At 37.8% G+C, this 13,275-nt stretch carries 12 protein-coding genes; 4 read left to right on the top strand and 8 right to left on the bottom strand.

Features of this window, described 5'->3' with window-relative positions; genetic code table 11:
- Window positions 1–111 precede the first annotated feature (111 nt).
- The 6 genes from nagA to AT683_RS04700 form a co-directional block, all read right to left on the bottom strand.
- Complete coding sequence (gene nagA / locus AT683_RS04725; protein ID WP_038440900.1) at window positions 112–1,260, bottom strand: N-acetylglucosamine-6-phosphate deacetylase; 1,149 nt, start codon at window positions 1,258–1,260, stop codon at window positions 112–114.
- A gap of 136 nt (window positions 1,261–1,396) precedes the next feature.
- Window positions 1,397–2,209, bottom strand: coding sequence for a glucosamine-6-phosphate deaminase (gene nagB, locus AT683_RS04720; RefSeq protein ID WP_038440898.1), 813 nt, complete (start codon window positions 2,207–2,209; stop codon window positions 1,397–1,399).
- A gap of 336 nt (window positions 2,210–2,545) precedes the next feature.
- Window positions 2,546–3,427 (bottom strand): N-acetylneuraminate lyase, encoded by an 882-nt coding sequence (gene nanA, locus AT683_RS04715; RefSeq protein WP_038440896.1) that lies wholly within the window; start codon window positions 3,425–3,427, stop codon window positions 2,546–2,548.
- Between the two features lie 10 nt (window positions 3,428–3,437).
- Entirely contained in the window at window positions 3,438–4,304 is an 867-nt protein-coding gene (locus AT683_RS04710; protein ID WP_005654433.1) for a MurR/RpiR family transcriptional regulator, read from the bottom strand.
- Window positions 4,297–5,199 carry an N-acetylmannosamine kinase gene (locus AT683_RS04705; RefSeq protein WP_005668146.1) on the bottom strand — a complete coding sequence of 301 codons (903 nt, stop codon included), beginning with the start codon at window positions 5,197–5,199 and terminating at the stop codon, window positions 4,297–4,299. Before AT683_RS04705 ends, AT683_RS04710 begins: the two co-directional genes overlap by 8 nt.
- Window positions 5,200–5,243: 44 nt before the next feature.
- A complete protein-coding gene (locus AT683_RS04700; RefSeq protein ID WP_032824330.1) occupies window positions 5,244–5,930 on the bottom strand; it encodes a putative N-acetylmannosamine-6-phosphate 2-epimerase in 687 nt (228 codons plus the stop codon).
- Between the two features lie 349 nt (window positions 5,931–6,279).
- On the opposite strand from AT683_RS04700, the gene siaP reads away from it, so the two are divergent.
- The 4 genes from siaP to AT683_RS04680 all read left to right on the top strand — a co-directional run bounded on the left by siaP (window position 6,280) and on the right by AT683_RS04680 (window position 11,083).
- The gene (gene siaP, locus AT683_RS04695) at window positions 6,280–7,269 is read left to right on the top strand and encodes a sialic acid TRAP transporter substrate-binding protein SiaP (RefSeq protein WP_005691499.1); all 990 of its coding nucleotides are present in this window, start codon (window positions 6,280–6,282) and stop codon (window positions 7,267–7,269) included.
- A gap of 64 nt (window positions 7,270–7,333) precedes the next feature.
- The gene (siaT, locus tag AT683_RS04690; RefSeq protein WP_005654416.1) at window positions 7,334–9,184 is read left to right on the top strand and encodes a sialic acid TRAP transporter substrate-binding protein SiaT; all 1,851 of its coding nucleotides are present in this window, start codon (window positions 7,334–7,336) and stop codon (window positions 9,182–9,184) included.
- A gap of 175 nt (window positions 9,185–9,359) precedes the next feature.
- A complete protein-coding gene (locus tag AT683_RS04685; protein ID WP_038440894.1) occupies window positions 9,360–10,487 on the top strand; it encodes an N-acetylneuraminate epimerase in 1,128 nt (375 codons plus the stop codon).
- A gap of 161 nt (window positions 10,488–10,648) precedes the next feature.
- The gene (locus tag AT683_RS04680; RefSeq protein ID WP_005660878.1) at window positions 10,649–11,083 is read left to right on the top strand and encodes a methyltransferase family protein; all 435 of its coding nucleotides are present in this window, start codon (window positions 10,649–10,651) and stop codon (window positions 11,081–11,083) included.
- A 41-nt stretch (window positions 11,084–11,124) separates the two neighbouring features.
- Here the strand turns inward: AT683_RS04680 and hflC are convergent, their stop codons facing one another.
- Both hflC and hflK read right to left on the bottom strand, forming a co-directional pair.
- A complete protein-coding gene (hflC, locus tag AT683_RS04675; protein WP_005660876.1) occupies window positions 11,125–12,012 on the bottom strand; it encodes a protease modulator HflC in 888 nt (295 codons plus the stop codon).
- On the bottom strand, window positions 12,012–13,232 hold the full coding sequence (gene hflK / locus AT683_RS04670; RefSeq protein ID WP_038440891.1) for an FtsH protease activity modulator HflK: 1,221 nt from the start codon (window positions 13,230–13,232) through the stop codon (window positions 12,012–12,014). Before hflK ends, hflC begins: the two co-directional genes overlap by 1 nt.
- Window positions 13,233–13,275: the final 43 nt, after the last annotated feature.

Raw genomic sequence — 13,275 nt, 5'->3', positions numbered from 1 at the left:
ATTTTATAAGTAACAAAATATTAATAAAAAATCTGTGACATATATCACAGATTTTTAAATCAATTAGCTATTTAAGTGTTTACTCTTAATTCTCTTTCCACTTTCTGTTTACTATTCATTCTCTTTCCACTTTCCGTTTACTACTGTGCCGATTACTTGGTAATTTGGCGTAAACACGGCTAAGTTTGCTATCTTACCTTTTTCTACCGAACCTAAAAGATCATCTATACCAATTGCTCGTGCAGGATAAAGGTTACTCATTCTAATGGCTTCCGCAAGAGGAATTTCAACATATTCTACCGCATTTTTAATAGATTCCATCATTGTGATTGATGCCCCAGCAATTGTGCCATTCACATCATAGCAACGCCCTTCTTTGATATAAATTGTTTTTCCCTCAAAGGTAAAACTTTCTAGTTCTGGCGGTGCGCCTGCCGCTGCAATAGAGTCAGTCACAATACAAAGTTTGTCGCCTTTGATTTTTTTATCAATGCGAACATTGCCGTAATTGATATGCACACCATCGACGATAATGCCAGTGTAAACATCAGAATCTAATACTGCACCCACTACGCCCATTTCACGTCCAGAACTAATTGGCGACATTGCATTATGTAAGTGAGTCGCAAAAGTTGCGCCTTTGTGGAATGCGGCTTTAGCCACTTCATAAGTGGCATTAGAATGGCCTACAGAGACAATAATGCCCGCTTTCACAAAATCAGGCGTATAGTTAATGGTTGGGTTTTCTGCGGCAATGGTCATTTTTGTAATCACATCACCATTTTGGCAGAGGAAATCTTTCATTTCAGGCGTAATTTCACGAATATATTCGGGGCGGTGTACACCTTTTTTCTCAATGCTGAGATAAGGCCCTTCAATATGTAAACCAAGTGCTTGGTTTTTATGCTTGTTTAAATATTCACGCATAATTTTTACCGCACTTTTTATATTTTCATCGGGCGCGGTAATAAAAGTGGGAAGGAAACTTGTACAACCTGATTTTAAGTTAGTTTCCTGCATAATTTCCAAGGTTTCAACGCTAGTTTGGTCGTTAAACATCACGCCACCACAGCCATTTAATTGCAGATCAATAAAACCAGCAGTTAAATTATTACCTTGTAAATCAATGGTTTTGATACCTGTTTCTAATTCAGCTTGGGGGATCACTGCTTCAATAATTTCACCGTTAATAATTACAGCAAAATCACGTAAAACATCATATTTTGTGTAAATTACACAATTAATTAATGCGTATTTCATATTCTGTTCCTAATATCAACATCAGTTTAACATAGCAACTATATTGCTCTTAAACGTAAGGACAATTTGCCCTATGATTGTTTGTGATTATAGGGCGAATGTAATTCGCCCCTACATAAAGATGAAGAATAGATCTCTATTTATCCTGATAATCCGTACCAGCAACCGAGCCTTCTAATTCAGTAAAATATTTCACGGTTTTCACTTTTAACTCTTGTTGAGCAGCTTCATCACAAACAAGCAAGAAATGACGGTGCATTTGTAATGCACTGACTGTCCATAAGTGGTTAATACTGCCTTCAACTGCAGCTTGCACTGCCAGTGCTTTTTGATGTCCTGTTGCTAAAATCATCACTTCTTCTGCATCTAATAATGTACCGACACCAATGGTTAAAGCATATTTCGGCACTTGAGTAACATCATTATTAAAGAAGCGTGAATTTGCAATTAATGTATCTTGCGTTAGCGTTTTAATACGGGTGCGAGAACTTAATGAAGAAGCAGGTTCATTAAATGCGATATGTCCATCTACGCCAACCCCCCCCATAAACAGATGAATTTTGCCGTAAGATTTAATTTTTTCTTCATAACGATGGCATTCTGCATTATGGTCATCGGTATTGCCGTTAAGAATATTGATATTTTCAGGTAAAATATCGATATGATTGAAAAAATTGTTATACATAAAGCTGTGGTAACTTTCAGGGTGTTCCTCTGGTAAAGCCACATATTCATCCATATTGAAAGTCACTACGTGTTTGAAACTCACTTTGCCTGCTTGATGAAGTCGAATCAGTTCTTGATAAGTTTTTAGTGGTGTACCACCAGTAGGTAACCCCAATACAAAGGGACGCTCGGCGGTAGGTTTAAAATCGTTGATACGATTGATGATATGTTGTGCAGCCCAACAACTGACTTGTTGTTCTGTTTGTAACGGAATAAAACGCATATTAGCCTTCCTTTATTATTGACCGTGATGATCCTATTCATATCGTAGGCTGGACGTTAGCCCACCTATACCAAAGGATCATTATAAGTGCGGTAATTTTCTATCTTGTTTTTAAAAAGAAATTCTTTTGCTCCAATAATTTACGACAGAGCAATAGAAGTTGCCCCCTTCCGCCCTTCGGGCACCTTCCCCCGTAAACAGGGGAAGGCAAGTGCTTGCTGACTTGTTGTTCTGTTTGTAACGGAATAAACAGAGGAAGGCAAGTGCTTGCTGGCTTGTTATTCTGTTTGTAACGGAATAAAACAGGGGGAGGTAAGTTTTTTCTAATTTAAATATTTATGACAAAAATTTCGCTTTCAAGTCTTTTGCTTTTGCAACCTGTTCTTCTGTTGCTTTTGATGTCATTGGTTCACGGCAATAACCTGCATCCACCCCTTCTAATTTAAGCAATTCTTTGATGGTTAAATATAAACCGTTCGCTAAAATGCCTTCAATTAAATCGTTGGTTACGTGTTGGATTTCTAACGCTTCGGCTAATTTACCCGCTTTGGTTAATTCAAAAATTTGACGAGCACGAACGCCGTTTACGTTAAAGGTTGAACCAATTGCACCATCTACCCCAAGTGAGGCTGCCGGTAGCATCATTTCATCGAAACCTGCCCAAATTAAGTGGTTTGGATAAGCTTTTTTCAAACGTTCTAATAAGTAGAAATCACCTGCTGTGAATTTTACCCCTAATACTTTCGGGTTTTTGTAAAGTTCACCGAATTGTTCAATACCCATATTCACGCCAGTTAAGAACGGGATTGAGTACACAATCATATTGTTGCCCGTTTCTGCAATGATGGTGTCGTAATAATGTTTAATTTCAGGGAAGCTAAATTTGTAATAGAATGGCGTCACTGCAGATAAGCAGTCGTAGCCTAATTCTGTTGCATATTTACCTAATTCCACCGCTTCTTTTAAGTTTACGCTGCCCACTTGAGCAATTAGTGCGATTTGATCTTTTGCTTCATCTTTTGCAATGCGGAAGATTTCTTTTTTCTCTTCCGTTGAAAGCATAAAGTTTTCGCCTGTTGAACCGCCCACATATAAGCCATCAACTTTCATTTTGTCGATATTATGGCGGATAATTTGGCGTAAACCTTTTTCATTAATGGTGCCATCTTCATTAAATGACACTAATAATGCACTGAAAATACCTTTTAAATCACGCATAAGTTTTCTCCTATTTTATACGTTGTTCAAGAATTACATTGAGAGTTTTTTGTTTAGTTTGAGCGGCAATTTCTTCTTCGCCCTGCACTAACAAAGCATAAATTAAATCTAATACAAAAAGCTGTGCAATTTTGGTGCCAATAGAATCGCCTTGTAACTTGCCTTGTTTATTACCATTTACCAAAACATAATCAGCATATTCTGTCACGGGGGAACGCAAACTATGCGTCAATGCCACTGTTGTTGCACCATTTTGTTTTGCGATTTTGATGGTATGTGCCGTTTCAGCAGAATAACCAGAATGGCTTAAACCAATTGCCACATCAGAAGAGGTAAGTAACGCCGCCTGCATATACATAAAATGATTATTACCTGAAGCATCCACTTGAAAACCAATACGCATTAGCTTATTTTTAGCATCTTCAGCCGTTACGCCAGATGAACCCACACCAAATAAAAAAATACGGCGTGCTTTTTTAAGTACTTTAACGACTTCTTCAAGCTGTTTTAAATCAAGTAAATTAATCGTTTCTTCCATTACATTAGCAACCGCCGTTTGCAATTTTTGTGCAATAGTGAGCGAATCATCACTTGGCATAATTTCTGTTTCAAGTATGCTTTCATCTTGATTATCTTTCGTCGCAAGTTCAATAGAAAGCTCTAGTTTGAACTCGCTGAAACCTTTAAAACCAATGGTTCGACAAAAACGGACGAGCGTAGCTTCTCCAACTTGCAAATGTTTAGCGATTTCTGAAAGGGAGCATTGAGAGACTAAATCAGGCGAACGCAAAATCGTATCGGCAATTTTTTTCTCTGATTTAGTTAAACTTTGGTAAAGTGAGCCAATTTTGTTTAACACATTTCCCGATTTAGCCATAAATTGTTCCTTCAGGCTTATCCAGTAAAACATCTTTTACCCAATAAGCTGCGCCAATTAAACCTGCATCTTGTCCAAATTTAGCGGTTTCAATTTCACAACAATATATCGAAGGAAAATCTTGTAAATATTTTTCAACCAAAGATAAATATCCCTCAGCTAATCCCACACTGCCACCAATCGCGATTTTTTGAATATCTAAACTAATCACTAAATCAGCAATTAAATTAGCAATGGCTTTCGCAGAACGCTCGACAAGTGCGGTCGCTTTTTCATCATTTTTTCTAAAACGCTCAAACACTTCTTTTGGATCGCACGGATCTTCCCATTGGGAAGAAACTGCTTCAATTGCTCGCCCTGAAGCAATCGCTTCGACACAACCTCGACGCCCACAACCACAGATCGCACCATTTGGATCAGCTAATGTATGACCAATATGCCCAGCAATACCACGAGAACCTGTCTGCAAAATTTGGTTCAGCACAATCCCTCCGCCAACTCCTGTTGAAACGGTAATAAAAACAAAATTTGATACCTGTTCAGAATTTTGCAATTGATATTCCGCATAAGTCGCAGCTTGTGCATCATTTAATAAACCAATCGGTTTATCCGTATGTTTTGCAATACTCGCTTTAAGTGGAAATTCCGCCAAGCCACCTAAGTTTTTCGGATTTAATGCACTTAAAATGCCATTATTGATAATCCCCGTAGATGCTACCGCTACATAATCAAACTGCCCTTCATAATCAGCAAGCAATTTGCCTAACGCTTGGTGCATTCCCTCCACGACATTTTCACGTGGTGTATGAATTTGCTGACGTTGCTCAATTTCGCCATTTTTTACAATCGCCGCAGCAATTTTTGTCCCACCAATATCTAGTGCTAAACAACGCATAACTTATCCTTATAGTGTAAAGTCTTTTCTCACACGTCTTACGACTATCTTGCAGATTTCACTGAATTAGCAAACCAACTCACAATATGTTCAAGACGAGTTAAGGCTGAACCTACAGTCACGCAATCTGCACCAATTTCAATTGCCACTTTTGCCAATTCTGGTGTGTTATAACGCCCCTCAGCCATCACAAAACAACCCGCTGATTTTAAATCTTTCACTAATTGATAATCTGGTTCTTCTGGCACTGAGCCTCCTGTATAACCCGACATCGTACTGCCGACAATATCAAAACCAAGCGCTTTACAATACAAGCCTTCTTCTAAATTAGAACAATCTGCCATTGCCAAACAGCCCATTTCGTGGATTTTTTTCACCGCACTTTCAATATCCACAGGACGTGGGCGTTTAGTGCCATCTACTGCAATAATATCCGCGCCAGCATTGGCTAGATCTTCAATATCTTGTAAAAACGGCGTAATACGCACGGGACTATCAGGCAAATCACGTTTTACAATTCCGATAATCGGAACATTCACAAAAGGACGGGTTGCTTTAAGGTTATCAACCCCCTCAATACGTAAGCCAGAAGCTCCGCCCATAACTGAAGCCTGAGCCATCGCAGAAACGATTTCAGGTTTATCCATTGGGCCATCATCGACAGGTTGGCAAGAAGAAATAAGACCATATTGAATTTGAGAAAGTACTTCTTGATAAGATAATTTAGACATATAACACCCCTCATTTAAATCTGAATAAATCACTTTAAAATTAATTTAATCCACACAAAACAATCTTTTATAAGTTGTAATATGCTTATATTTTCATCATTTAACCTTATTATATGAAAAAGAAATGCCATTTTAAAGAATATTTTTGAAGTGTTTTTTCATAAATGTGATCAACTTCTCATTTTTGAAATAAAACTCGTAAAACTATTTTAAATTTGTTTTTTTACTCTTAGAATTGCTCTCGAATCCTATTTTTGGGGAGAAAACATACATTTTTTGCCTAAATTGATTCTCATATTACGGGGTTAATATATTCCCCTTTCCAACATAAGTTCACACAGGAGCGAATATGATGAAATTGACAAAACTTTTCCTTGCTACAGCCATTTCTTTAGGCGTATCTTCTGCTGTTCTTGCCGCTGATTATGACTTGAAATTCGGTATGAATGCTGGAACTTCATCAAATGAATATAAAGCGGCAGAAATGTTTGCCAAAGAAGTCAAAGAAAAATCACAGGGTAAAATTGAAATTTCACTTTATCCAAGTTCACAATTAGGTGATGACCGCGCAATGTTAAAACAATTAAAAGACGGTTCTCTCGACTTCACCTTTGCAGAATCTGCTCGCTTCCAACTGTTTTACCCTGAAGCGGCAGTATTTGCCTTACCTTATGTTATTAGCAACTATAATGTTGCACAAAAAGCCTTATTCGATACAGAATTTGGTAAAGATTTAATTAAAAAAATGGATAAAGATCTTGGCGTGACTTTACTTTCCCAAGCTTATAACGGAACTCGCCAAACGACTTCAAATCGTGCAATCAACAGTATTGCAGATATGAAAGGCTTAAAACTTCGTGTACCAAATGCAGCAACAAACTTAGCCTATGCTAAATATGTTGGCGCATCACCAACACCAATGGCATTTTCTGAAGTTTATCTTGCGTTACAAACCAATGCCGTCGATGGTCAAGAAAACCCGTTAGCAGCGGTGCAAGCACAAAAATTCTATGAAGTGCAAAAGTTCTTAGCAATGACTAATCACATTTTGAATGACCAACTTTATTTAGTAAGCAACGAGACTTATAAAGAACTCCCTGAAGATCTTCAAAAAGTCGTAAAAGATGCTGCCGAAAATGCAGCAAAATATCACACTAAATTATTCGTAGATGGAGAAAAAGATTTAGTCACATTCTTTGAAAAACAAGGCGTGAAAATTACACATCCTGATCTTGTCCCATTTAAAGCATCAATGAAGCCGTATTATGCTGAGTTTGTAAAACAAACTGGTCAAAAAGGTGAAGCAGCTTTAAAACAAATTGAAGCAATCAATCCATAATCCCTCTTTAGTGTGCTGTAATGGCACACTACATTCCCTTATTCTTCATTAAACGGAGTGAAGTATGAAATATATTAATAAGCTTGAAGAATGGCTGGGTGGCACATTATTTATTGCCATTTTCGGTATTCTTATCGCTCAAATTCTTTCACGCCAAGTTTTTCATTCTCCGTTAATTTGGAGTGAAGAACTCGCCAAGCTCTTATTTGTTTACGTGGGTATGTTGGGTATCAGCGTTGCTGTGAGAAAACAAGAACACGTATTTATTGATTTTTTAACTAATCTAATGCCCGAAAAAATCAGAAAATTTACAAATACGTTTGTACAATTATTAGTCTTTGTATGTATTTTCTTATTTATTCATTTCGGTATTCGTACTTTTAACGGCGCATCATTCCCTATTGATGCCTTAGGAGGCATTTCTGAAAAATGGATTTTCGCAGCACTGCCTGTTATCGCAATATTAATGATGTTTCGCTTTATCCAAGCGCAAACCCTAAACTTTAAGACAGGGAAAAGCTATTTACCTGCGACTTTCTTTATCATAAGTGCGGTCATTTTATTTGCGATTTTATTTTTCGCGCCAGATTGGTTCAAAGTATTGCGTATTAGCAATTATATAAAACTCGGTTCAAGTTCAGTCTATGTCGCCTTACTCGTTTGGCTCATCATTATGTTTATCGGTGTCCCTGTAGGTTGGTCCTTATTTATTGCTACTCTACTTTATTTTTCTATGACACGTTGGAATGTCGTAAATGCCGCAACTGAAAAATTAGTCTATAGCCTAGACAGCTTCCCATTACTTGCCGTGCCGTTTTATATTTTAACGGGCATTCTAATGAATACAGGTGGGATTACCGAACGTATTTTTAATTTCGCTAAAGCCTTACTCGGTCATTACACAGGAGGAATGGGACACGTTAATATCGGTGCAAGTTTATTGTTCTCTGGTATGTCAGGTTCAGCACTTGCTGATGCTGGGGGCTTAGGTCAATTAGAAATCAAATCAATGCGTGATGCTGGTTATGACGATGATATTTGCGGAGGAATTACTGCTGCTTCTTGTATTATTGGGCCATTAGTTCCGCCAAGTATTGCAATGATTATTTACGGTGTAATTGCCAATGAATCTATCGCAAAACTCTTTATTGCAGGTTTTATTCCAGGTGTATTAATTACTTTAGCTTTAATGGCAATGAATTATCGCATTGCCAAAAAACGAGGTTATCCACGAACACCAAAAGCTACGAGAGAACAACTTTGCAGCAGCTTTAAACAATCTTTTTGGGCAATCTTAACGCCGTTATTAATTATCGGTGGTATTTTTTCAGGATTATTCAGTCCAACAGAATCTGCCATTGTTGCAGCCGCATACTCTGTAATTATTGGTAAATTTGTGTATAAAGAATTAACCTTAAAAAGCTTATTTAATAGTTGCATAGAAGCAATGGCAATTACGGGCGTAGTCGCCTTAATGATTATGACCGTGACTTTCTTTGGCGATATGATTGCCCGTGAACAAGTCGCAATGCGTGTTGCTAATGTGTTTGTTGCCGTTGCCGATTCGCCTTTAACCGTATTGGTAATGATTAACGCACTGTTACTTTTTCTTGGAATGTTCATTGATGCCCTAGCATTACAATTTTTAGTATTACCAATGCTTATTCCTATCGCAATGCAATTCAATATTGACTTAATCTTCTTTGGTGTAATGACCACATTAAATATGATGATTGGTATTCTTACCCCACCAATGGGAATGGCTCTCTTTGTTGTTGCTCGTGTAGGTAATATGTCAGTTTCCACGGTAACCAAAGGCGTATTACCGTTCTTGATTCCCGTTTTCGTCACATTAGTATTAATCACGATTTTCCCACAAATCATCACATTTGTGCCAAATCTATTGATACCATAATAAAAAGTGCGGTTGAAAAAGATTAAATTTTTTAACCGCACTTTCATCGTTTTCGTAAGTTACATCTGCTGTACCTTACAATACAAAAGGGTGCAATAACTGCACTTTATCAACGCCTATTCAATGCCGTTTAATGAATAAAAAACTGTAAACACAACTCAAAATGGGGTTTATTATGAAACTAACTAAAACAGCATTATGTACCGCACTTTTTGCTACCTTTACTTTTTCAGCGAACGCACAAACTTATCCTGATTTGCCAGTGGGGATCAAAGGAGGAACAGGTGCATTAATTGGCGACACAGTTTATGTGGGATTAGGTTCTGGTGGCGATAAATTCTATACCTTAGACCTAAAAGATCCTTCAGCACAATGGAAAGAAATTGCTACATTTCCAGGTGGCGAACGCAATCAACCTGTTGCAGCCGCAGTGGATGGAAAACTTTATGTATTCGGTGGTTTACAAAAAAATGAAAAAGGCGAACTTCAACTCGTTAATGACGCTTATCGCTATAACCCAAGCGATAATACTTGGATGAAACTTCCTACTCGTTCTCCCCGTGGTTTAGTAGGATCAAGTGGCGCATCTCACGGAGATAAAGTTTATATTTTAGGCGGCTCTAATCTCTCTATATTTAATGGCTTCTTCCAAGACAACGTTGCGGCAGGAGAAGATCAAGCGAAAAAAGATGAAATCGCAGCAGCTTACTTCGATCAACGTCCAGAAGATTATTTCTTTACAACAGAATTATTGAGCTATGAACCCTCAACCAATAAATGGCGCAATGAAGGACGCATTCCATTCTCTGGTCGTGCTGGTGCAGCCTTTACAATTCAAGGTAATGATCTCGTGGTTGTCAATGGCGAAATTAAACCTGGACTTCGCACCGCTGAAACCCATCAAGGTAAATTCACTGCTAAAGGTGTGCAATGGAAAAACTTACCTGACTTACCTGCACCAAAAGGCAAATCACAAGATGGTTTAGCTGGTGCGCTTGCAGGCTATAGTAACGGTCATTATTTAGTCACTGGTGGCGCAAATTTTCCAGGTTCAATCAAACAATTCAAAGAAGGAAAACTTCACGCACATAAAGGTTTAAGCAAAGCTTGGCATAACGAAGTTTATACGTTGAATAATGGTAAATGGCGCATCGTTGGGGAATTACCAATGAATATTGGTTATGGTTTTTCTGTATCTTACAACAATAAAGTTTTACTGATTGGCGGTGAAACTGATGGAGGTAAGGCTTTAACTAGCGTCAAAGCAATAAGCTATGACGGTAAAAAATTAACCATCAAATAATTTATCACAGAATAGTGCATAAAATTTATAATAATCAAAAGCGGCGAAATTTATCGCCGCTTTATGCAAAATAAAAGTAATTAAAGCAAAATTAAGACAAATTTTGACCGCACTTTAAATGCGCTATAAAGAGCTGGCATTTTTATTAATAAGATTTAGCGATGTTATTTATTCCACCACCACTACTCTGTTTATTCATTGCCATAGCAATGTATTTTTTGCCAAAGATTGCTAGTTATTCTGTCCATTTTTCAGTGATTGTTTTTGTTATTTCCCTTTCATTTTTGATTGCTTTAAGCAGCGTTATGCAATTCTTTATATGTAAAACCTCCATTAATCCTCGTGACTTTAAAGGCACAACAAAATTAGTTTCCACAGGCATATTTCGATTTAGCCGTAACCCAATGTATTTAAGTTTGCTGTTAATTTTGCTTGCTTGGACGCTTTGGTTAGGTAATAGTTTAGCTTGGTTAGGCGTAATTGTCTTTATACTAGTTATGAACCACTGTCAAATAGCCCGAGAAGAAGCCTATTTGGAAAATAAATTTGGCGATGAATATCGTCGTTACAAACAAAAAGTAAGACGTTGGCTATAAAAAACACCTTCACGAGGAAGGTGTTTTTATCAAATTAAACTCTATTTTTTCGGTGCCTGCATAAAGCGGAAGAAATCACTATCTGGTTTTAAAATCATTATATTGTCAGAATTTGCAAAACTCGCTTCATAGGCTTTTAAGCTACGCACAAAAGTAAAGAATTGTGGTTCTTGAGCAAAAGCATCTGAATATAATTTTGCTGCAGCTGCATCGCCTGAACCTCGTAATTCTTGTGCAGTTTTATTTGCATTAGCAAGAATTAACGTCACTTTGCGATCTACATCAGCTTGAATAAATGCTGCTTTTTCTTTCCCTTGAGAACGATGTTCACGCGCCACTGCATCACGTTCTGCACGCATACGTTGGTAAATCGAAGAAGAGACTTCATCTGGTAAATTAATTTGTTTTACACGCACATCGATCACTTCAATACCTAATTCTGCCGTACTGTCTTGTCCTGAACTTAAAGCTTTTTTTGCCCCTTCCATTAATTCTCCACGTGTACCAGAAACAATATCTTTAATCGTGCGTGAACCAATTTCAGAACGTAAACGGTCGTTTACTTTACGACTTAATAAATTTGCAGCTTGAGCATAATCGCCACCGCCAGTAGATGTGTAGAATCGACCAAAATCACTGATTTTCCATTTCACATAAGAATCCACTAGCAAATCTTTTTTCTCAACAGTAACAAAACGTGTTGCAGAGCCATCTAAAGTACGAATACGCGCATCTAAAACTTTGATGCTATCAATTAAAGGCACTTTAAAATGCAAGCCTGGTTCATATACAACCACTTTGTTATCAGCATCACGCTGTACTTTGTTAAATCGTAACATAATGCCACGGGTACCTTCCGTTACAACGACGATACTAGAATAAACGACTGCCGCAATCACGAAAATAACAGGTAATAAAAATCTACGCATTAGTTAAATCTCCCTTGACGAATCGGCGCAACGGTAGTCGGCTGAGGCTGATAAGAATTTTGACGTTCTGGTGCAGTAAAAGCAGGCGAAGAATTGACCGCACTTGGCGCACTTGTTACCGATTTTTTGCCCATAATTTGCTCTAGCGGTAACACAGTTAAATTATTACCATTATTGCCATCAAGCATTACTTTTGGGGTATTTGCCATCACTTTTTCCATCGTCTGAATATATAAACGCTCACGCAGTAAATCTGGTGCAGCCTTAAATTCTGGCAACAAGCGTTGCAAACGTTCCACTTCACCTTTTGCATCTAACACGATACGATCTTTATAAGCTGTTGCTTCTTCAAGAATACGTTGTGCATCACCGCGTGCAATCGGTTCTTTCTCACGCGCATAGGCTTCCGCTTCACGAATAAAACGTTGTTCATCTTCCTGCGCTTTAATTGCATCATCAAACGCATCTTTTACTTCTTCAGGTGGACGAGCAGATTGGAAGTTCACATCAATAACCTCAAGTCCCATATCATAGGATTTGATAATTTCATTCAAAGCTTTCCAAGTATTTTCACGCACGACAGAGCGACCTGTGGTTAAAATATCATTCATAGACATATGCCCAATAACATAACGTAATGCACTATCTGTCGCTTGATTCAAACTATCATCTGCATTTGTTACGCTAAAAAGATATTTTGCAGGATCTTGCACGCGATATTGCACGGTCATTTCCACTTTTACCATATTTTCATCTTGAGTCAGCATTGCACCTTGTGTACGCAACTCTTTTACTTGCTCCACATTTACTGGCAATACTTTATCTACAAATGTTGGTTTCCAATTCAAACCGGGTTGAACAATAGAATGTAACTCGCCAAAACGAAGCACCACACCGCGTTCAGCCTCTTTAATAGTATAAAAACCGCTTACGCCCCAAATAATCGCACCAATCGCTACAGCAAGTGGAATAACTTTGCCAAAATGAAATGGCGTATTGCCTTGAGAACTGCCATTATTTTGACCGCTCTTTTTATTTCCACCACCTAATTTTTTAAGCAGATTATTAAAAATCTCCTCAATATCTGGCGGAGATTGTTCTTGATTCCCACGATTTTGGTTATTATTCCATCCATTATTGTTGGATGAATTTCCCGTCTGCTGGTCGTTGCTTTGCCCTGGTTTACTCCAAGGATCGCGATCTGAACCGTTCTGTGACATTTCATTCTCCATTTGTCAAAAAATTGTTAAGAGTTTAGCTAAA

Origin of the sequence: Haemophilus influenzae, from assembly GCF_001457655.1 — a bacterium.
GTDB lineage: Bacteria > Pseudomonadota > Gammaproteobacteria > Enterobacterales > Pasteurellaceae > Haemophilus > Haemophilus influenzae.
Note: the sequence above shows the minus strand (reverse complement) of the source record. Positions and strands in the feature narration are given on the sequence as shown.

What these genes read in the sequence shown, in the direction of transcription:
- nagA (WP_038440900.1), bottom strand. Translation starts at nt 1,260, where the DNA reads ATGAAATACGCATTAATTAATTGTGTAATTTACACAAAATATGATGTT.
- siaT (WP_005654416.1), top strand. Translation starts at nt 7,334, where the DNA reads ATGAAATATATTAATAAGCTTGAAGAATGGCTGGGTGGCACATTATTT.
- AT683_RS04700 (WP_032824330.1), bottom strand. Translation starts at nt 5,930, where the DNA reads ATGTCTAAATTATCTTATCAAGAAGTACTTTCTCAAATTCAATATGGT.
- hflK (WP_038440891.1), bottom strand. Translation starts at nt 13,232, where the DNA reads ATGTCACAGAACGGTTCAGATCGCGATCCTTGGAGTAAACCAGGGCAA.
- AT683_RS04710 (WP_005654433.1), bottom strand. Translation starts at nt 4,304, where the DNA reads ATGGCTAAATCGGGAAATGTGTTAAACAAAATTGGCTCACTTTACCAA.
- AT683_RS04705 (WP_005668146.1), bottom strand. Translation starts at nt 5,199, where the DNA reads ATGCGTTGTTTAGCACTAGATATTGGTGGGACAAAAATTGCTGCGGCG.
- nagB (WP_038440898.1), bottom strand. Translation starts at nt 2,209, where the DNA reads ATGCGTTTTATTCCGTTACAAACAGAACAACAAGTCAGTTGTTGGGCT.
- AT683_RS04685 (WP_038440894.1), top strand. Translation starts at nt 9,360, where the DNA reads ATGAAACTAACTAAAACAGCATTATGTACCGCACTTTTTGCTACCTTT.
- siaP (WP_005691499.1), top strand. Translation starts at nt 6,280, where the DNA reads ATGATGAAATTGACAAAACTTTTCCTTGCTACAGCCATTTCTTTAGGC.
- hflC (WP_005660876.1), bottom strand. Translation starts at nt 12,012, where the DNA reads ATGCGTAGATTTTTATTACCTGTTATTTTCGTGATTGCGGCAGTCGTT.
- AT683_RS04680 (WP_005660878.1), top strand. Translation starts at nt 10,649, where the DNA reads ATGTTATTTATTCCACCACCACTACTCTGTTTATTCATTGCCATAGCA.
- nanA (WP_038440896.1), bottom strand. Translation starts at nt 3,427, where the DNA reads ATGCGTGATTTAAAAGGTATTTTCAGTGCATTATTAGTGTCATTTAAT.